Here is a 19,759-nt window from a genome sequence, read left to right as displayed (position 1 = left end):
TTCTCCCGGAGGGGAATAAATGAATACGAAACTTCTAAGCATATCGTTAGCACTTGTAACGAGCGTGCTCGTTGCCTGCGGTGGTGGAGGCGATACTCGGAGCCCCGACCGCCCACCACTGACTATTGACCCGACTACCTTACGCATGGAGTTTGTGGATAATATTTCTACACTACCTGGCACAGGCAACAGTAAGATTTCAGTACGAATGCTCGCCCTTCGCACCGACGGCGTCGAAAAAAATGTTGGTCCTGAGCTAGTAATAACTGATCAAGTTAATTGGCAGCTAAGCTCGAATCTTGGTTCTCCTAAAAAAGCAGAGCTTGATGTCAATAATGACGGCTCCCCAAAATTCAGAAATGCCGGACGACATGGCAAAGTTCAGGATATTCTGAATCGCGTCCAGATGAGCGCTAATGACGCAACAATAAATGCTACTGTCACAGCCACTTTTACTCAATCAGGCAAGACCTACACCGCTAGTAACGCCCCCTTGTCGTTCACCATTGTACCCCCAATCCCCGATGGCTCTCCAAAAGTCGTTGGTAAACCAGAAATCCTTCTCGATCCACTTACCGGTGAAAATAAAGTCGAAAACTACAAATTAGTTCAGTACTTTACTAATGCACCAACACCAGAGAACATAACGGATACGGTTTACATTTGCAGCCTAAACACTACCTTAGCGACTGTTTCGCAGCAGCAGCCAGTGGCCAAAAATGCGTCCGTACCCGTCACCTTTATTAACCCATTTAGCTCCAACGGCAATAACACCGAGCGTGAAGTGACCCTATTTGCCGTTGATAAAGCAGTCGGCGGTTGCGATGGTGCAACGCCCGATGGCAATGGCGTTCGCGAGCTAAAGGTCATCCTAAAACCAGCCACTTTCACAAAAGTAGACATCTGCGCGGTAATAAACCCTGGCCCAGCAGCCTGTGACGACGATGGTATTCTTAATGAAGGTTTAATCAACAGTTGTAAAGGTCTAGACTCAGCCGCTATATCCGTGCCGGCAGAACAACGTCTACAGCTGGTAGGGCGCAAAACTTTCAATGACCAAAATGACCCTGGAAAAACTATCCTACGATTCCAGTGCAGCGACGATAGTCGTGATGTTTGGAGCATCGTCAGCGGCGATCTAATTTACAGCAGCCAAGACGGCGCGCCCAAACTAGACTCGGTTGGAGGCTATGCCACCACGGTAGACCGCCAAAAGTATGAGCAACTGAAAGCACTTGGCGGCAGCGCGCTAAAAAGTGTTGTGAAAGGCAACTTCGGTAACAATGTACCAGAGCTCACCGACACCCTTGAGCTAAACTTAGTTAGCGCCCGTGTTGAAGGTTTAAAAATAGAGCGTATTGATGGCCAAAACAACGACACTAACGGCCCAGATACACTGTATATAAATAGTTTCTTGGATGGCATTGAATACCGCGCACTCTGTAAATTCAAAGACGTCGATGCATTTGAAGCCTGCCCCAACGGGCTAGTTAAATGGACTTTTAGCAATCCCGTCACCGCACTACCTGTACCAGACAACACCGTAAACACCACCCTCACCGCGCAAGAAAACGCAATTGCAGGCGATTTCGACCTAACGCTAACTTACACAGGCGGTGATGAGCCATTTAGTGTACAGCGCATTATTAATGCCGTTGATCCCGGCGAGTTCAAAGAATTGCGCATGTTCATGGTCCCCAATGACAATGAGCCTGAAACGCTTAAAGTCGACGAATTTGCTTGCGTCGGCCGCGATGACTTAATTACAACTCTTGAGGACGGTGAGCAATTTGTACGTGGCGGACAGCAGTTCGAAGCCTACGCACTGTTTGAGGATATCGGCGGCGGCAACGAAACCACGCCCCAAGCGTGGCTAGACGATCCCAATAGCGCTGAGTCTAAACTGCTCCACGTCACCAACGAAAGCAAAGTCGCCTTCACAGCTACACCAGGCTTCTGGAGTGGTGACTATCAAGACCCCGCAGGTTGCCAAACAGCCGTTATTGACGCGGTGCCTCTTCAGGACATTACCGACGCAACAGGTGGCGCCGTGCTCACGCCGGCCACCGCCGCTGCCAGTTTCGACGAAAACAATAAAGGTCGCTTAAAAGCAAATGGCCTGCTTCGCCTTAGCACCGTGTGCGTTCAAGCCGAAGTCGATACGACTGATGATGTGCTTGTGCCACCAACTAAATCGGTGGACGGTTCGACAATACTTGTATTGCCGGTTACTGACGACAAACTGTTTACCTTCTCCAACGAACTATGTGAAATACTTGGACCCGTCCTTACTTTGGGTTCAATTCCAGGCATAGGCTTCGAGACCCCAGGCATTATCCTGCCAGTTATCTATGGGGTAAGCCTTGTAGCCGACCCCTTGTTAGCCACCCTAATCAAAAATGATGACGGAGGGATTATCCCCGTCGAGGCAATTATAGAAGCGCTAATAACCGGTGATTTCAGGGGGCTCAGCCCAGATGCACCCGACTTAGGTGTGGGCCTTGGCGCACTGACTAGCCTGCTATTGGGTGGCTCAGACCCAGTACCTGGCCTTGGTACACTGGTTAATGTTGTTGACGCCTGCTTGCTAGACCCTGTTACCTCATTGGTCGGCAGCCTACTCGGCGGCATCCTCGGCCTTGATCTCGCCGCGTTCACAGAGATTGGCAATATCACCTTTGATGAATGCACTAATCTTTTCGGCGATTTGGCACCGTAATACAAAAGGAAGAAGCGCGGCCTGCGGGTCGCGCTTAGCCATTGAGTAGTTATTCTAGGAGAATACTAAATGAACTTGCGTACTCTTGCGCTGATAGTAGCCGCAACCGCACTCTCTACACCGGTGCTAGCCGATATAAACAACGAAGACTCCGTGCTTGATAACCGCTGGCGCATGCACGGCATGATTGGTTCCACCTTTGCCGATAAAGACGATTATGACTCTGGTAATGAGGGCAAAATCGGTATTGGTAAGGCAATCAGCACTTACATCATGGTCGACAGTCATATCAACTATGGCGAATTGAAAAACACCCGAAATGACACCTACAGCAGATTTGCAGGCGGTTTAGATTTTCTTTACTTTCCTTTAGGCGCATTCTCGCTTGACGCTGACGCCCTTCAGCCCTATATGGGTGTAGGTCTGACTTATCACGAAGTTGAGTACGAAGCACCAACTGTGACGAATACCCAATCAGATTACGGCAGCGATGCCATTGTCGGTTTCACCTACGAGCTTGATAAAATCGCGATCCGCGGTGAAGTTCGTTACCAAATCGACAGCATTAAAAAACAAGCACCAATTTTCCCTGAAAACGATTCATTTTATACCTACGCTTTCTTAATTGGTCTCTCGGTACCCTTTGGCGAAAAACCCCTGCCCTACAACTACGACTCCGACGGCGACGGCGTACCAGACCGCTTGGACAAATGCCCCAACACCCCCCGTGGCACCCCAGTTGACGCGACTGGCTGCCCACTGGACAGCGACGGTGACGGTATTCCTAACTTCCGTGATCAGTGCCCCAACACGCCTCCTGGCGCTATGGTAAACGTGCACGGCTGTTCAATTGATGACGACCGCGACGGCGTGCCCAATGACATCGACCAGTGTCCAAACACACCCTATGGCGTACCGGTTAATGCCCAAGGCTGCCCACTGGATAGCGATGGCGACGGCGTACCCGACAAAATTGACCAATGCCCAGGCACCCTGCCCGGCCTGAAAGTCAACTCTCGTGGCTGTGTACTCTCTCAAACTGTTGCCTTAAGTGGTGTGCATTTTGAGTTTAACAAAGCCCGACTGATGCTTGACTCCCAGACCGTGCTCGATAAGGTCGCAGAGTCACTGAGCAATGAGCCAGATGTTAATATCATCATCATGGGTCACACCGACTCAGTTGGCAGCGATGCTTACAACCTGAAGCTGTCTCAATCACGCGCTGAGTCTGTGGTGCGTTACTTGACCGGCAAAGGCATTAGCGAGTCTCGTCAAAAAGCCACCGGTTATGGCGAAAGCAAACCGGTTGCCGACAACAATACTGACGAAGGCCGTGAGCGCAATCGTCGTGTTGAGCTGCAGGTTATTAGCCCGAACAAATAAAGGCTAATAATGCAAAAAGGGAGGCCGCGTAAGCGTCCTCCCTTTTTTATTGCCTGTTAAAACGCTTAACGGGAGACCGGAGACGCGATATCGCAAGCTTACGCTTGCGACGAAAGGTCATACTAGACAAGTAGTCATGCCTGCGGACACGAGCAATCGGGAAGCCGCGGTTTTTAGAACTGCGTTATATGCCGGGATCAAACAATTCGAGCTGATATTCAGCGCGGCGCTCTGCCACGCCCTCGTTTTGTTTGCGGCCAAAACGAACGCCGACCCCAATTAACCGCAAAGACGATTCCATTCGCAGCCACGCTTCACTCAGTAAGGTTTCAAACAAATCCAATTCAAGAAAACCGTCACAGCGACGCTCAATAGTCGTTTGTCTGAAGTCAGCCGCTTTTAATTTAACAAATACGCCAGTAAACGTTTCGCCGCTATGCTTGGCTAGTCGCCGCTTGAGCTCTTCAAGCAAAGCGGGCAACGCCGCAAGCGCAAGCTCCACGCCGTCAATGTCTTCGGCGTAGGTATTCTCGACACTTAAAGATTTACGCTGACGATGGGTTTTGACATCACGATGATCAATACCCCGCGCGTAATCGTAGAGTTGCTGGCCAAATTTGCCAAAATGGCGCTGCAACTCCGCCATGCTGCGCTGGCGCAGATCCGCGCAGGTGTAAATATCCAACGCCGCCATGCGCTGCGCCATTACCTTGCCTACCCCATGAATTTTCCCCACGGGCAAGCTTAAGACGAAGTCGTCAACCTGAGCGGGTGTTATCACGGTAAGGCCATCAGGCTTATTCCAGTCGCTGGCCACCTTCGCCAAAAATTTATTCGGGGCCACGCCCGCAGAAATGGTAATACCAAGTTCAGAACTCACTTGTTGGCGGATTGCTTGGGCAATTCGGGTTGCGCTGCCCTGAAAAGCACTGCAGTCGCTTACATCCAAATACGCTTCATCAAGAGAAAGCGGCTCAATTACGTCTGAATACTGAGCAAATATGGCGCGAATATGCAGCGCCACCTCGCGGTATTTATCCATATTTGGCGTAACAATAACGAGATCGGGGCAACGTCGTAATGCAGTGGCCGTCGCCATGGCCGAATGCACACCAAAGGCCCGCGCCTCGTAATTGCAGGTCGCAATTACTCCGCGCCGCGCCGCGTCGCCACCAACGGCCAGTGGCCGACCACGCAAACTGGGATTGTCGCGCGCCTCTACCGAGGCATAAAAACAATCACAGTCGCAATGTATTATTTTGCGCAAACGCTGCGTCTCACGGTAAGCGACCCACTGCTGGTTAAATAGCCAGTAAAATAGCAAATCGCCAAGCACAAGTCACCCGTGATTGTGCGTTATACTAGCGCCTTAGCCCTCATCATCAGTATTAGGTATAGACAAAAAATGGCGATTGGCAGCTGGACCCCAGAAAAAGAGAAAGACACCCTCAGTATCGAGCAACAGTGGCTGCAACAATGCATTGCCCTGAGTCGCAAGGAGCAACTCGAATCCTTACCCGCACCCTTTAGCGAACAAGAGCAGCAACGCTACTCGGCGTTTATGCGTTTCTCCGCGGAGCAGTGGCAGACGGCAATCGCCGAACTGAGCAACGACGACTTAATCGATTTAATTCGCTTTTTTACCCGCGCCGAGAAATTAATCAGCGGCTGGGATGCTGGCAAAGAATCCCCTGCTATCTGGATTAATAAAGCCCTGCGCAAGCGCGGTGAGAAGCTTTCTCGCGACATGTTGTTGTGGATTCGCGCCAACACCGATAACCGTTTCATTCCAAACGGCGGGCTTTAAGCCCCCGTTTAATCGCTTTTTTTCGCAAAGCTCGCTAATTGCTCAGGACTTGCTTCAGCCTGAAACTCAGCCTTCCACTGGGCGTAGGGCATACCGTATACCCGCTCCCGCGCCGCTTCATAATCAATGCTTTCGCCCTCTTGCTCGGCGGCGGCAACATACCATTTAGATAAACAGTTGCGGCAAAAGCCCGCCAAATTCATTAAATCGATATTTTGCACATCTTTGCGACTATCCAAATGGGCCAATAAGCGCCGAAACGCGGCGGCTTCAATAGCATCAGATTTCATTTTATCCACTTTTTTCACCTATCATTTCAGTATTCACTGTCCATTATCGCAAAGTTTGCTATGTTAGTGCTGTTGCAGATTTTTATTTAACAACAAAAATCGACCCTCAGAGGCTCACCGACATGGCAAATAAAAAAATGGATCCCGTCGCATTGATCCGTAAAGAAATCGAATCACTGGAACACAAGCTTGAACAATTGCGCGACCGCTTAATGGCAGATGCCCATAAGGCGATGGACAAAGCCAAAGCCCAAGCTGAACGCGCGCGCGACAAATTAAAGGCAGAACAGCAAAAACTAAATGAATTACAGAAAAAGGCCAAGGCAAGTATGGACGCCAAAATCCACAAACAAGTGGAGCGCGCCCACGGCACTGTTGAGGCGGCCAAAGAATTAGAGTTAGATGCTAGAGCTTTAATGATAATGGCTAAGGAACAACTTAGCGATCTCAAAGGTGATTATCTACGCGCCAAAGCACTGGCAAAAGCAGCTCAAGATGCCGCAAAAAACTTTGATAAAACCAGCAAGGTTCCTGTAAAAAAGGCGCCAGCAAAAAAGACGGCTGCGAAAAAGACACCCGTTAAAAAAGCCGCCGTAAAAAAAGCACCAGCCAAAAGCGCCACCCCCAAAAAGGCACCCGCAAAAAAGGCCGCCGCCCCCAAAGCTAGCCCCACAAGCTAGCACTCCAAGCAAGCCGCCAAACTACCGCGGCTAACGCTAAAGCACCGAGCAGACTGCATCAGCTCAGTGCTTTAGCTAACGCAACTATTATTGCTCTAGGACGGTTCTAACCTGCTGCAATGTTTTAAACGGTGCATCTACCGAAAGCCAATTTAACAACCACGCAGGTATCGGCCCAGCGGGGTCGGCATGCATTTCAGCCACTAACTCTTGCTCGCCCTCAGACAACGGTATAATTTGCCAGCGATTTTCAGCCTCGGTCACTCGCACACGATTTTTATACTCTGGTACGCCACCCGTCACCGCCCGTGCCAGCATTGAAACCACGCCCGTTGTGGCATCTGTTCGCCACTCGGTGAGTAGTAGCATATCGCGATCAGCTACCGGCCAAGGCAAATCGTGATGAACATATATACGATCTACGCCAGCGCTGGGTGAATCGTAGCGGTAAGCTTCTTTACACATTTCATCCCAACTTGAGCGCAATTTTGGGTTTTGCAACAGGACCACTACCGCAGCCAACTTTGCACGAACTCTAACTACGCCCTTCACTGCGCGAATTGGCGAACCCGCCACCGCCCGACTGTATACTTGAATTCCGTCGCGCTCTTTCTCTAATCGCCAATCGTCTGCTGCAACGGCATTGGCCAAGATTACCCATACCAACAACATGAGTAACCGCCACCAAAGGTTTAGCGCCCTTGTGCTGCGCTTAGTCTTTGTCATTAAACATCACCAATCGTAAATTCCACCCCCAGCCGTATGGTGCGGGAGGGATTAAATATAGTCAGAATGCCGCCTGTATTTGGCGTATCGAATACCACTGCAGGCTTAAATTCATTGGTCAAATTAGCGCCAATTAAACTAAAAACAGGTGCTCCCGGCCAGTTTGTCATACTAAGATTTGCCGATGCGCCAAGTAGCGCAAGTGGCGGGTGCTCATAGGTCTGGGCCAAATTATTAAAGTTACGATTTTGGTAGGTATAAGACAATGTTGCACTAAACTGGCCTTCATTAAACGGGTAAGCCCACAACAATAGCGCTGAACCTGAGACGGGTGGTGAACCCGGCAACTCGGTGCCCGCTGGCGCAGGCCCTTGGAAATCGTCAAAGAAAGTAGTGGTTTGGGCATCGACGTAGGAGCCATTGAGCTTAAGATAAAACCCTGCTGGCAACAGCATATTAATCCCCAGTTCAATACCTCGGTTTCGAGCCCCCCCCACATTATCTGTGTAGGCAAAGGCGCCGGTATACTCTCGTTGCTGCACCTGCATGTCGGTCCATTCTAACTGGAAGACGGTGGCGTCTAGCTGCAAGGCGCCTTCAAACCATTCAGTACGCACGCCAACTTCGTAATTCCAAATATTATCGGATTCAAAAAACAAAGGTACATTCGGATCGCGACTGGGGTTTTGGTTTGCACCCGCATAGCGAAAGCCTTTTACAATTGACCCAAAGATCGAAAATTCGTCACTATAGCGCCACTGCACCGTAAACTTAGGATTAAACACCGTTTCGCTAATTTTTCCCTGATCTCGGCCTAAGCTAATACCCGACTCGACTGGCAGTGCATTAATTATTGGCGAAAGTGCAGCAACTAAGGGATTAGTCGTAGCCAGCCCCGACACTGGATCAACCGTGGTTGAAATATCGGCAGTGGTCGATTGTTCAAAATAACGTCCGCCAAAGCCCAGCTCCCAGTGCTCACCAAAGCTGCGTTTAACATCAAAGAAAAATGCCTTTTCTTCAGCGTAAACGTCTCCTTTAATTTGCAGTAGATTGCCGGTGTCGCGAGTACCTACGTCTAAACTCAAAAACTGTTCACTTTCTATATAAAATAGGCCCAACACGTAGTCCCAGTCTTTGAGTAGCCACCACTCTGATTGGGTCGCTTCCGCCGACACTAAACGCAATTCAGCGCTGGGTTGTGATGAGTAAATAGTGGTATCGCCGTAGGTGCCCACGCCAAGCTGAGATGTGCCAAAGAATTGCGAATAATCTATACGCTGGGGATAATCCTTATCCAACTGACTCAAGATCAAACTAAGGTCAGCAAATTCAAAGCCATACTCGGTGGTTAAAATCACAATATCCGTGCGCGAATCGAGGACATCCGCGAAATAGCGCGCAGAGTGAGTTGCCTCGGTATCGTTGTCGGCAAACGATCCGTCGTCCTGATGTGTTTCTCTACGCAGAGCATTTAAGCGAAATTCCAGCTTCTCGGTGGCCTGCCAACTCACTATACCGCGATATTGCTGCGAATCCGTTGAGTTAATATCGTCTTCGCCGGAACGTAAGTCTTTTACATATCCAGGCCGATCACCTGTGCTCACTGCAAATCGCATAGCCAATTTATCATTCAACGGTTGGTTCCACATCACATCATAGCGGTGTGATTTTCCGTCGCTGCCCTCGAGCGTGCCCACTGCCGCCGCCACTTTGCCATACGCCTGTTCATAGTCGGGATGGTTAGGCACATAGCGCACCGCGCCTGACAGCGCCGAACCACCAAACAGGGTTCCCTGTGGCCCTTTTAAAATTTCTACTGACCGCAAGTCGAAGGGATCTATGTTTGGCTGCGGGCCTAGTATAGAAGGGTTTACCAGTGAAATATCTTCATAAAACATACCAAAGGTGCGAGTAAAGAAAGTAAAAAAGGTGTCTGTAGATACACCGCGAATAATGATTTGAGCGGCTTCAGGATCCAAACCTGGACTAACGGAAACCCCAGGTGAGAACCGAGCAATCCCCTCAACATTTTCTACCCCAATCTCTCTGAGTGCATCGCCACTAAAAGCATCAATACTTAAAGGAATGTCGCGCAAATCCGTTTCACGCTTGGTAGCGGTAACCAAGACTTCCTCTAATACCCGTGACCGCAATGCCGGCGCTGACGTGGTCTCAGCATTACGCTGCTTCCCGTCAACTTCTTCACTAAATGATTGTTTGCTAAAACTTAAACTAACGACGATTGCACTCACCAAATACAAACTACTACTGATACGTCGTGACATTTGCCTTTCTCCTTGGCGTCATTGATCTATTGATAATTATTATTATGGATTGCTCACTGTGGCTTTTTGTCTGAAGCGTTGCACGGTTTTGAAATAATGAAAAATGCCAATTACCTTAACAACGGTCTCAGCGTCAATCGACAAAATGTGTTAGCTTATCCCTTCTACAGCAGAGCCTGCATGCGCAGGACATCGAACAGACCTTTAGAGACTAGACCCACTAATTATTTTTCGCAAGCTTAAAATACCCAAACAAACGGATATAAATATATTAGATTTTAAGCTGCTAAAGATGCAGGATTGTCTATGCTGAAAAATGTACATGCACCAAGATAGCCCGAAAGAAAAATCCAAGATTATCGTTGCCACAGGGAAATTAATTTAGCGATGTGGATTCAAAAAGAAATTCAATTAAAGCCACGCCCAAGGGGCTTTCACCTTATTAGCACAGAAATTATTGCTAAGCTCCCAGAATTAAATAATGTCAATATTGGCTTGGCAAATATTTTCATTCAACATACATCGGCATCGCTCACCATTAATGAAAACGCCGACCCAACGGTTAGGGAAGATTTCGAAAGCTTTTTCAACCGAGTAATTCCAGACGGTGAGCAATATTACACGCATATTACTGAAGGCGACGACGACCTTCCCGCACATATTAAAAGCAGCATTCTGGGTAGCAGTCTTACTATCCCCATCTGTAGTGGTAAGCTTAAATTAGGTACGTGGCAGGGGATCTACCTCGCAGAGCACCGCAATTACGGCGGTTCACGCACGTTAGTAATTACTTTACATGGTGAATAATATTCGCAGAGGACTCTAAGCCTCTCTGTTAGGCCACTGATTACATAAAGAAAGCCCACCTTTACTCCACGCGGCCAAACCAACAAATTGCGCTATTAAGTAACTGTTCAGCTCCGTCCGCTAAACTATGAACTAAGCGTCATCTTTCCTCACTGGCCGCTATGCTATTCTTGTCGATATTTTTAGCCATTGGTTTCATCTTTAATAATACGGGTACACAAAATATGCTGAGTCTTAAAAAAGTGCTGATTGGGCTTACGCTAATCACGGGTGTTAGCAGCAGCTATGCAATAGAGATGGGTGGCACACTTCCCGACGTCAGCATTCCCACAAAGGGCGAGCTGCTATTAAGTAAGTCCAAGGTCACTTATAAAAAGTGGTCCAGCAGCAGCATTCAGCGTGGTTCGCCAGCCCTAATTTTTCATATGGCCGCCAGAATGTCGTCAGACAAAATTATTGCGCCACTACGTGAACGCTTAGAGAAGGAAGATTTCACACCCGGCAGTTTTCAATCAATCAGCGTGGTCAATATAGACGACGCGCTGTGGGGCACCTCTGGCCTAGTTAGTAGCGAGATGGAAAAAAACAAGCGCGCCCACCCTGAAGCGATTTTGGTAGCCGACGATGGCGGTCGCGGGCGACAGGCGTGGCAGCTAAAAGAGCGAGGCGTCGCCGTGATGCTGCTCGATGCCAAGGGCGAAATTTGCTATTTGAAAGAAGGCTCGCTGAGTAGCGACGACGTGAATACCATTATTGACTTACTAAATGCTGAAATTGCGCGAGGCGCCAGTAACTAAGCCCGAGCCGAAGCTATAGCGCTTACTTAGCTACGCTCTTACTTTTACTGCGCCCCTCAAGCAAACACGCTAACTTGCGTAGCATCAATTTTAGCGCCACTCGCATGACGGGACTGACCAGCGGCAAAAAATACCGGCTAACGCCCCTAGGGCGCATAGCCATCGTTAGCTTCACTTTACAGCTAGTGTCGTCAATTTCCTCAATCTGATAGCGTTCAGCAAAAGATTCAATACGGCCTTTACTTGCATGAGTAAAGCAAAAGGCCATTTCCCGCCCTCGCTCCCACGCGATAAACTCTTCGTAAACCACGAGCCCACCCAAGGTAGTCACTGTACGAGTGGTGCCTATACCAAAGGGTTGTTCGGCTGTCCATTCTACTGCTTTGATTAGCTTTACCCAGCGCGGCCAGTCCTCTGCGTTTTCAAAGCAGGCAAACACATCCGCAGCACCGGACTTAATCACAACGTCAGCAACGTAGCGAAAAGGGGCCGTATCAAAAAATGTCATATCGACAGTTTTACACGGGTATTTTTTTACCACACAAACGCTCCATAGAGATTAAACTGGCTCCAAGCCAGCGAGTAATCCGAAATCTAACACCCCCAGTAAAACTCAAACAAGGTAAGACCGTGAATATGACAAAGTCTTCATCTAAGGCTAGATGGTAAAACAATGAGTGTATGCGCCGAAAGCCTTCCTATTCTGTACCGCGACGAAGCCATTATCGCTATTAACAAGCCCAGTGGCCTCCTTGTGCATCGCAGCCCCATTGACCGCCACGAAACTCGTTTTGCGATACAATTACTGCGCGATCAAATCGGCCAATACGTCTACCCAGCCCACCGCCTCGACAAACCCACCTCGGGGGTTTTGTTATTCGCATTAAACCCCGATGTGGCCCGCAGCTTGGCCCAGTCTTTTCAGGCCCATCAAGTAGCCAAATCTTATCTCGCGGTGGTTCGTGGTTTTTGCGCCGACAGCGGCCATATCGATCACCCTCTTACCGAAGAACCGGATAAACGCATCGCCAGAAGCCAGCCCGCGGCCCCGCAAGATGCGGTAACCGACTTTCGCTGCCTTGCCCACCATGAACTGGAGGCTGAAATTGAAACCTACCCAACGTCGCGCTATTCGTTGGTACTTGCCGAGCCCAAGACTGGCCGCCGCCACCAGCTACGGCGCCATTTCAAGCATATATCGCACCCCATAATTGGCGATGCTAAGCACGGCCGCGGACGACACAACCGCTACTTTGCCGAGCAACTAGATTGTCCGCGACTGCTACTGCATGCGGCGCAGCTGAACTTTAAACACCCGTTAACTCAGCAAGAAATAAGCCTTAGGGCAGATCTAGACGATAGTTACAGCCAGCTTATTACGCGCTTTGGCTGGCAGGAAAAACTTACCGAGGCTTGGCGGGCCGACCCCTCTATTAGCGAGCAGCGCTAATTCTGCCGGTAGGGGATTTGGCAGTACTCGATGCCACGCACCGGTCGAATACCGTGTTTAGCAAGGCACATCTTCATTGAGTTCATCGACAGGCTTATATTGGGAGTGGGCCCGAGAAACACGTGATCGAGGGCCACCGATTCATGCTCTTCCAAGACTAAGGCAAAACTCATATAGGGCACCAACATACTGCGTCCTTCGCGGAAATTCACCGCCGCTTGGCGATAATCAGGAATAACCGGCGAAACCAGCCGCCACTCCTGCTCCTCTTCAAAGGAGGGGTGCTTAAGAATTGCCGCCAAACGCAGTAAATCGCTCTCAAGATGTTCAAATAATTGGTGGTATACCTCGCGTTCAACGCCGTCGTCGATATCCGCAGCCAACAGCTCTACTGCATCAACCACCTGCGCGATTAGACTCTGCTGCGCCTGATGATCGTATATGCAGCGGCCCATACGAAAATCTTGGGCGCGGGCACAGCGGCTCACCGTTTCGGGATTAAAGCCTAGGCTTGCGCCCTTGCCCACCGCGCTATACCCCCGCCATTGGCTAAGTAAGTTGCCATTAGCTCGAAATGAGGCGCCAAATAAAATATGGCCATTGGTGATCCGATTCTTTACCCAGTCTAAAAAACTGGTGAGCAAATGGGGACGGCTGTGACCATTATTTATACGCGCGGTCACGTCGCGGCCAACTAAGTCAGCCGTGTGTCGCAACTCAGCAGAGTCATTCATATAGCGAATATCACTGGCCCACAAAGTGCGGCTACCAATGATCCCCAGCACGCCGCTTAAGGACGTGTAGTGATATAAGGTTTCCTGAGGCGGTTCCGCAAACAAAGCCTCAGTAATAGCGCTAATCATAGCCCTCCCCCGTTAATCCTATTTCTAGCCAAAACACTAATGCCACTTATTTGCTTAAGTATAGCCTGCAGCAAGTATATTAACGCCCCGTTACACCTCGGTATTATCCGCCGCCAAAAAGTCCTTTACCATGCTGTTAAAAATCTGCGGATATTCGGCGTGTAACCAATGACCAGCACCGTCAATAGTGTGCATATGCATTTGCGGAAACTGGCGCTGCATTGGTACGCGATTTTCGTCGCGGATATATTTCGACAGCCCACCACGAATAAACAACGTTGGCCCGTCAAAAGACTCGCTGCTGGGCGCATCGCGCAAATTATCATAACACTCAGCAATCACCGGCAAGTTCATCCGCCACATCCAAGCCTCCTTGCCATCGCGGGCGATATTTTTTAATAAGAACTGCCTAATCGCGAGCTCAGGAACCGCTTTCTGCAATAGCTCATCAGCCTGTTCACGGCTGCGCAAAGCACGTAAATCCATCCCTAATAGGGCGGTAATTATTTCATCGTGACCTCGGCCATAACGCACTGGTGCAATATCTGCCACAATGAGACGGTCTACGCGCTCGGCATGTGTCACTGCCACTTGCATAGCCACCTTGCCACCGAGTGAATGCCCAAGAAAATGGGCCTTGGCAATTTTCAACTGATCCATAGTGGCCAAAACATCTGCCGCCATGCTCGGAATATCCATGTAATCGCTGTGCGGAGATTTACCGTGGTTGCGCAAATCCATGCGAACAACCTTAAAATCCTCTGCCAAGACCCTAGCAACCGACATCAAATTACTCGCCGAGCCAAATAAACCGTGCAGCAAAATCACCGGAAAATCGCCATCTCCGCTCACTTCGGTATGTAAACTAAGAGCTCTGGGCATATGTTCGCTTCTCTTCATCTATAGCGGTTGTTAGAATGCACAGGCTTTCAAATAAAAAGGTGTTACTGTGCGATTAACTTTTTTCATACTAGTACTGGTCAGTGCGATATTCAGCACCGGCTGTAGTTCAACAGATTACAACCCGACGACCTACGACTATTTTATCAGTCGCGACGACCTCAAACAAAAGCCGCTTAAAAAAGTGCTCTTAGCGACAGTAAATGTCAGCGGCGAACCCACTCGCTCGGTATTGCGTGACAGTGTTGATAAAGTAGACAAGCAAGTTGTGGAATATTTAGAGAGCAACGGCATTAGCCTCGCGCCCAGCCATTTATTTGATAATGCTTGGCGCCAAGCCCTACTCACCTTCGGCAATTTCTACGATCCAACGACCGGCAAGGTTGACCGCGTCGCTTGGCAGCAAGTAATGGCCGCGACCCTGCAAAGCATAAAGGAACAAAAGGACATCGATGCCATTGTGTTTACTGATTTACTCGAACACGACATTCAACACAGCCCCAGCATGAAACACTACGCGCGCTGGTATGGTGTTAGCCGCGAGCCAGCGACCGACGGCCCGACCTCCAGTGTTCCAGCCGACTTCAACTGGACCCAAGTGATTAAAGGCGCCACGCTGATGATTACAATCTATTCCCCCGAGGGAAAACCGCTATTTTCTAGCCGCGGCGGCCTAGACACCCTACACAGTATAGACTCGCGCAAATCGCAAAAAAGCTTTGTGCGCCGCAGCAAGATTTTGAGCCGCTCTAGCAATATTGAAGAGGGTATTGAACTAGCTTTCCACCCACTCATTAAAATGAGTCGCTATCCTGGCAAAACCGAAAAAGCCAAACCCGCCGCTACCGCTGAATAAGCCGTAAGCAACAACGCCGCGGTCTCTGTGAAAGAGGCCGCAAGCTTAAAAATCCATATAAACGTACCCCTTTCTGATAACAATCCACCTGATTCAGCTCGGGTTCAGATTGACCATGGCATCCTGCAGGTATTATTCAGCGAGGGAGATACCGTCATGAAATTATGCACTAGCCTTGTCCTTGTAGCTGGACTGGCATTCGCCGCCAATAGCTACGCCGACCATCAGCGCAGTAATACCGAATTTGAGGCCCGCTACCACTACCGGAGCGACAACGGCCACAGTCGTCACAACTACAAACACCACCATGACCGCGATGTATATTATGTTCGTGAGGACTATCACGATCATTATGACGATAACCGCGATCGCTATTATGTTAGCCATGTTCACAGCAGAGACTGCGGGCACCACTATCAACCCGCGTTTAACACACGGGTTAAAGTATTTCTCGGAATTTAAATACCGAGAACGCCTTAAATACGTCTAGGGGCGGCAAGTCACCGCCCCACTTCATTACTCACCAAACCGAGCTTTCATGGAAGCAAACCAAGCCTGTAATACTAAACAAGTATCGGGAATCTTCCGTTTTACCCAGCCACAAAAGCCGAGTACCACGTACAAATCAATATCGGCCTGCGACAGACTGCTGCCAACCAAAAATTCTCGTCCTGTAAGCTCACTGTTCATCGTTTCAACAAAAGCGCCAATGCGAAGATTTCCCCGCTCAACTAACTGGGGTATTTGCGGCATTGGCAAAGGGCCGGGCAAAGGACGATCCTTAAATGCATCGCCTTGGTTACGCAACACGTCAGCTACCGCAGCAAAGCCTTCAAAAAATATTTGGTGGCAGCGTCCGATAACTTGAGCGCGCTCAACATCGTTACTGCCAAACAAACCACGTTCAGGATACATGGCATCCAAATACACGCAAATAGCGATGGTATCGCTTAACACCGTGCCATCATCTAGCACCAATGTTGGCAGGGTTGAACGAGGATTAATCGCGCAAAAGCTTTCCGAGAACTGCGCCTTACTCATTAAATCAACTTCTTGGGTATCGACATTGATGCCCTTGTATTTCAAAAGCAAGCCAACTCGCCGCGGGTTAGGGGCCGCCGAAAAAGTATATAATTTCACTATGTTCACCCTCTATTATCATTTTGGAGAATCAGCTACAAAGCACTGGTTTATTCAGCTTTAGTTCAGCCTCAGCCACGTAAACTTCATGCTAACTACTCAAGGGAGTATATGCCATGTTGAAGTACTCTGTAATTCCCCTACTCATTGCGTGCTCAAGTGTCACTGTTGCCGACCATCGTCAGTACAGTCACAGCACAACTCGCATGGCTTGGGTTACCCAAGCCACCCCCATTTATGAGCGCATTTCCTACTCTGTTCCGCAGGAGCACTGCTGGCAAGAAACCGTCGCTTATGAAGAGCGCCGCAGTAATAGCGCGCCGATTATTGGCGCGATATTAGGTGGCGCACTGGGCAATGAGTTGGGCCACCATAAAAGTAATAAGCGCGTTGGCACCGTAGTGGGCGCGGTACTCGGCGCCACTGTTGCCACCGATATTTCGCGACGGCGAACCGGCAGCCACTACGAAACCGTTGATCGCTGCGAAATTCAGGATCGCCGTGAATGGCGAGATGAAATTGTTGGCTACAATGTCAGCTATCGCTATCAGGGCGAGATTTATCATACTCGTTTACCCTATAATCCAGGTAAGCAAATTGAGATTGACGTGAACGTTACTCCCCGCGGGTAAGGGCGAATGCCTAGGAATTCTATGAGCAGAAGAGAGCTGTACAAAGTAGGCATATTGGCCGGCGCCTGTATTCTGGCCGCGCAACTGAATGCCGACCCTCTGCGCGGCGCAACGGGGGGCCACCTAGGACTTCCTGAGCGGCCCCAATTTGAACAGCGCTTAGATACACGAGCAAGGGAAAGTATGACGGCCAGTGAGGCCATTAGTATTGCCGAGCGGCGTTATGGCGGCCGAGCCGTAGGTGCACAAAAAGCGGGATCAGGCTACCGCGTACGTATTCTGCAAGATAATGGCAAAATCAAAAACGTCACCATTGATTAATCGCTGACCGGATATTTCTATGCGCATACTAATTGTAGAAGACGAGCTATTGCTGCTAGAACAGCTTCGTCGTCAATTTGAACAGGCTGGCTACGCCTGTGACTGCGCCGCCGATGGCGGCGAAGGACTTTTTCTAGGGCAGGAAAACCCCTACGATCTCGCCGTGGTTGATCTTGGCCTACCAAAATTAGACGGTATTAGCGTTATAAAACAGTGGCGTGGCGAAGGTCGCAAATTCCCCGTATTAATATTAACCGCAAGGGACCGCTGGCAAGACAAAGTCGAGGGGCTCGAAAGTGGTGCCGACGACTACGTTGCCAAACCCTTTCAAATTGAAGAAGTTATGGCGAGGGCCAATGCCCTAATTCGCCGCTCAGCCGGATTTGCCAGCCCGCAACTAGAGTTCGGCTGCCTGACCATTGACACCGGCGCCAAGCGCGCACTGCTAAATAAGCAACCGTTGGAACTCACCGCTTACGAATACAATGCCCTAGAATTTATGGCCATGCGCAGCGGCCAAGTGGTGTCAAAAACCGACTTAACTGAACACCTATACGATCAAGACTTTGATCGCGACAGCAATGTTATCGAAGTCTTTATCGCCCGGCTGCGCAAAAAAATTGACCCAGCAAATACGTTAAAGCCCATTTCTACCCTGCGCGGTAGGGGCTACCGTTTTGAGCTTAGCGAAACCCAGCACTAACATGCCCAGCACCCGCCCCGGCTCCATTACCCGCCGTCTAATTGTTGCCAGCCTCACCTTAATGCCGCTGCTGCTCGGTTTAACAGGCGTGGCAATTGACCGAGCCCACACCAGTAGCTTAATTAGCGCCGAACAAGAGCAGCTGCGACTGCAATTTTTTGGTTTACTCGGCGCCATCGAGTGGCAGGATGGCAATTTTGAGATGGGCGATAGACTGAAAGAGCCTCGCTTCTGGCAGTTTCGCTCAGGCTTGTACGCTGAGATAAGAGAGCGCAACGGCGCAGTAGTATGGCGCTCAGTATCGAGCGACACCTTAAACCTTCCCTCCCCAAAAGACATGCCTCGCTCTGGCCGAGAATTATTTGGCGATACGAAAATAAACAATAAACCGTTTTTTACTTTTCATTACCATGCCATCTGGGAGACCGAAGAGGATAGTGAAGTACCCCTATTATTTTCTTTGTATTCCCAGCAAAGCACTTTCTTGACCGAACGCAAAAATTTCCGCGCGCAGCTCAGCTTGTGGCTGAGCTTAGTGCTGATTCTGTCATTATTTATCAGCGCTTTTATTCTGTACTGGGGGCTTCGCCCACTGCGCGAGCTTGCGCGCGACCTCCGCCGCCTAGAGCACGGTGAAACCCTAAAGCTCAGCACCAATTACCCCCGCGAGTTACGCGGTATCACCGACAATTTAAACCAATTACTCGACAAAGAGAAAAAGCAGCGCGAACGCTATCGCAACACCCTTGCCGACCTCGCTCACAGCCTTAAAACGCCCTTAGCCGTATTAAAATCCGGCAGCACTGACGCTAATGCCTTACAAGAACAAATCACGCGCATGGACAATATTATCAACTATCAATTAAAGCGCGCGGTCAGTAGTGGCAAGCAGCACTTAGCCCGAAAAACCCCAATTAAAGCCTTGATTGCTCGTCTCAGCCAATCCTTAGAGAAAGTTTATCGAGACAAAGCGCCTCAGTTTCAAAATCAATTACCCAGCAAGCTTGCCCTCGCTATCGACGAGCAGGATGCCATGGAGCTTTTCGGAAACCTTCTAGACAATGCCAGCAAGGCCTGCCGGCACAAAATTAGAATCACTGCGACCGAAAACCAACACTCGTGCCACATCCACATTGATGATGATGGCCCAGGAATGACAGAAGAACAGCGCCAGCAACTCTTGCAACGGGGCTTACGTGGCGACCAGTACGGCCAAGGGCATGGTTTAGGCTTGGCGATTGTTCGTGACATTGTCGACAGCTATGATGGCGAAATACACTTTAGCGACTCACCCTTAGGTGGTCTGCAAGTTACACTCGCACTGCCAATACGCTGATTAACAAAAAAGGCCAGCTGCTAGGCAACTGACCTTTTAGATTTAGTAAATACCGCTTAAA

The 19,759-nt window shown here is 49.6% G+C and carries 21 protein-coding genes; 13 read left to right on the top strand and 8 right to left on the bottom strand.

The genetic code is table 11. The features are described from left to right. Positions 1-19: 19 nt before the first annotated feature. Positions 20-2,719 (top strand): hypothetical protein, encoded by a 2,700-nt coding sequence (locus P1U47_RS06720; protein WP_301027888.1) that lies wholly within the window; start codon positions 20-22, stop codon positions 2,717-2,719. 69 nt (positions 2,720-2,788) lie between these two features. Further along, positions 2,789-4,102: an OmpA family protein gene (locus P1U47_RS06715; RefSeq protein ID WP_301027886.1), complete on the top strand. Its 1,314-nt coding sequence runs from the start codon at positions 2,789-2,791 to the stop codon at positions 4,100-4,102. Between the two features lie 184 nt (positions 4,103-4,286). Here P1U47_RS06715 and dinB read toward each other — a convergent pair whose 3' ends face one another. After that, entirely contained in the window at positions 4,287-5,438 is a 1,152-nt protein-coding gene (gene dinB / locus P1U47_RS06710) for a DNA polymerase IV (protein WP_301027884.1), read from the bottom strand. A 69-nt stretch (positions 5,439-5,507) separates the two neighbouring features. On the opposite strand from dinB, the gene P1U47_RS06705 reads away from it, so the two are divergent. Next, positions 5,508-5,909: a hypothetical protein gene (locus P1U47_RS06705; protein WP_301027883.1), complete on the top strand. Its 402-nt coding sequence runs from the start codon at positions 5,508-5,510 to the stop codon at positions 5,907-5,909. 8 nt (positions 5,910-5,917) lie between these two features. Here P1U47_RS06705 and P1U47_RS06700 read toward each other — a convergent pair whose 3' ends face one another. Continuing rightward, positions 5,918-6,199: a DUF1244 domain-containing protein gene (locus P1U47_RS06700; RefSeq protein WP_301027912.1), complete on the bottom strand. Its 282-nt coding sequence runs from the start codon at positions 6,197-6,199 to the stop codon at positions 5,918-5,920. 122 nt (positions 6,200-6,321) lie between these two features. On the opposite strand from P1U47_RS06700, the gene P1U47_RS06695 reads away from it, so the two are divergent. Then, positions 6,322-6,879: a hypothetical protein gene (locus P1U47_RS06695; protein WP_301027882.1), complete on the top strand. Its 558-nt coding sequence runs from the start codon at positions 6,322-6,324 to the stop codon at positions 6,877-6,879. 87 nt (positions 6,880-6,966) lie between these two features. On the opposite strand, the gene P1U47_RS06690 is transcribed toward P1U47_RS06695, so the two are convergent. Both P1U47_RS06690 and P1U47_RS06685 read right to left on the bottom strand, forming a co-directional pair. Then, positions 6,967-7,605 carry an START domain-containing protein gene (locus tag P1U47_RS06690; RefSeq protein ID WP_301027881.1) on the bottom strand — a complete coding sequence of 213 codons (639 nt, stop codon included), beginning with the start codon at positions 7,603-7,605 and terminating at the stop codon, positions 6,967-6,969. After that, positions 7,605-9,893, bottom strand: a complete 2,289-nt coding sequence (locus P1U47_RS06685) for a TonB-dependent receptor (protein WP_301027880.1) — start codon at positions 9,891-9,893, stop codon at positions 7,605-7,607. The genes P1U47_RS06690 and P1U47_RS06685 overlap by 1 nt, the downstream gene beginning before the upstream one ends. A gap of 387 nt (positions 9,894-10,280) precedes the next feature. Here P1U47_RS06685 and P1U47_RS06680 point away from each other — a divergent pair, with 387 nt between their 5' ends. Both P1U47_RS06680 and P1U47_RS06675 read left to right on the top strand, forming a co-directional pair. After that, the gene (locus tag P1U47_RS06680; RefSeq protein WP_301027879.1) at positions 10,281-10,700 is read left to right on the top strand and encodes a secondary thiamine-phosphate synthase enzyme YjbQ; all 420 of its coding nucleotides are present in this window, start codon (positions 10,281-10,283) and stop codon (positions 10,698-10,700) included. A gap of 224 nt (positions 10,701-10,924) precedes the next feature. Further along, a complete protein-coding gene (locus P1U47_RS06675; RefSeq protein WP_301027878.1) occupies positions 10,925-11,497 on the top strand; it encodes a YtfJ family protein in 573 nt (190 codons plus the stop codon). Positions 11,498-11,519: 22 nt separating this feature from the next. Here the strand turns inward: P1U47_RS06675 and P1U47_RS06670 are convergent, their stop codons facing one another. Then, positions 11,520-12,038, bottom strand: a complete 519-nt coding sequence (locus P1U47_RS06670) for an SRPBCC family protein (protein ID WP_301027877.1) — start codon at positions 12,036-12,038, stop codon at positions 11,520-11,522. A 132-nt stretch (positions 12,039-12,170) separates the two neighbouring features. Between P1U47_RS06670 and truC the strand changes: the two genes are divergently transcribed. Beyond that, the gene (truC, locus tag P1U47_RS06665; protein WP_301027876.1) at positions 12,171-12,947 is read left to right on the top strand and encodes a tRNA pseudouridine(65) synthase TruC; all 777 of its coding nucleotides are present in this window, start codon (positions 12,171-12,173) and stop codon (positions 12,945-12,947) included. On the opposite strand, the gene P1U47_RS06660 is transcribed toward truC, so the two are convergent. Beyond that, positions 12,944-13,810, bottom strand: a complete 867-nt coding sequence (locus tag P1U47_RS06660) for a DUF2971 domain-containing protein (RefSeq protein WP_301027875.1) — start codon at positions 13,808-13,810, stop codon at positions 12,944-12,946. The two genes, truC and P1U47_RS06660, sit on opposite strands and share 4 nt — an antisense overlap. 90 nt (positions 13,811-13,900) lie before the next feature. After that, positions 13,901-14,692: an alpha/beta fold hydrolase gene (locus tag P1U47_RS06655; protein ID WP_301027874.1), complete on the bottom strand. Its 792-nt coding sequence runs from the start codon at positions 14,690-14,692 to the stop codon at positions 13,901-13,903. Positions 14,693-14,759: 67 nt separating this feature from the next. Here P1U47_RS06655 and P1U47_RS06650 point away from each other — a divergent pair, with 67 nt between their 5' ends. Continuing rightward, on the top strand, positions 14,760-15,566 hold the full coding sequence (locus P1U47_RS06650) for a hypothetical protein (protein ID WP_301027873.1): 807 nt from the start codon (positions 14,760-14,762) through the stop codon (positions 15,564-15,566). A gap of 156 nt (positions 15,567-15,722) precedes the next feature. Next, complete coding sequence (locus tag P1U47_RS06645; protein WP_301027871.1) at positions 15,723-16,028, top strand: hypothetical protein; 306 nt, start codon at positions 15,723-15,725, stop codon at positions 16,026-16,028. Between the two features lie 54 nt (positions 16,029-16,082). On the opposite strand, the gene P1U47_RS06640 is transcribed toward P1U47_RS06645, so the two are convergent. Then, positions 16,083-16,706, bottom strand: coding sequence for a glutathione S-transferase family protein (locus P1U47_RS06640; RefSeq protein WP_301027870.1), 624 nt, complete (start codon positions 16,704-16,706; stop codon positions 16,083-16,085). Positions 16,707-16,822: 116 nt separating this feature from the next. Here P1U47_RS06640 and P1U47_RS06635 point away from each other — a divergent pair, with 116 nt between their 5' ends. From P1U47_RS06635 to P1U47_RS06620, 4 genes are read left to right on the top strand one after another with little or no spacing between them, the layout of a single operon-like run. Continuing rightward, positions 16,823-17,338 (top strand): glycine zipper 2TM domain-containing protein, encoded by a 516-nt coding sequence (locus P1U47_RS06635; RefSeq protein WP_301027869.1) that lies wholly within the window; start codon positions 16,823-16,825, stop codon positions 17,336-17,338. 21 nt (positions 17,339-17,359) lie between these two features. Then, positions 17,360-17,659 (top strand): PepSY domain-containing protein, encoded by a 300-nt coding sequence (locus tag P1U47_RS06630; RefSeq protein WP_301027868.1) that lies wholly within the window; start codon positions 17,360-17,362, stop codon positions 17,657-17,659. Between the two features lie 19 nt (positions 17,660-17,678). After that, a complete protein-coding gene (locus tag P1U47_RS06625) occupies positions 17,679-18,362 on the top strand; it encodes a response regulator transcription factor (protein WP_301027867.1) in 684 nt (227 codons plus the stop codon). Then, positions 18,337-19,698 carry an ATP-binding protein gene (locus P1U47_RS06620; RefSeq protein ID WP_301027866.1) on the top strand — a complete coding sequence of 454 codons (1,362 nt, stop codon included), beginning with the start codon at positions 18,337-18,339 and terminating at the stop codon, positions 19,696-19,698. The genes P1U47_RS06625 and P1U47_RS06620 overlap by 26 nt, the downstream gene beginning before the upstream one ends. Positions 19,699-19,759 lie beyond the last annotated feature (61 nt).

The organism is Zhongshania sp. (assembly GCF_029212375.1).
GTDB lineage: Bacteria > Pseudomonadota > Gammaproteobacteria > Pseudomonadales > Spongiibacteraceae > Spongiibacter.
This window is presented reverse-complemented; position numbering and strand designations above follow the sequence as displayed.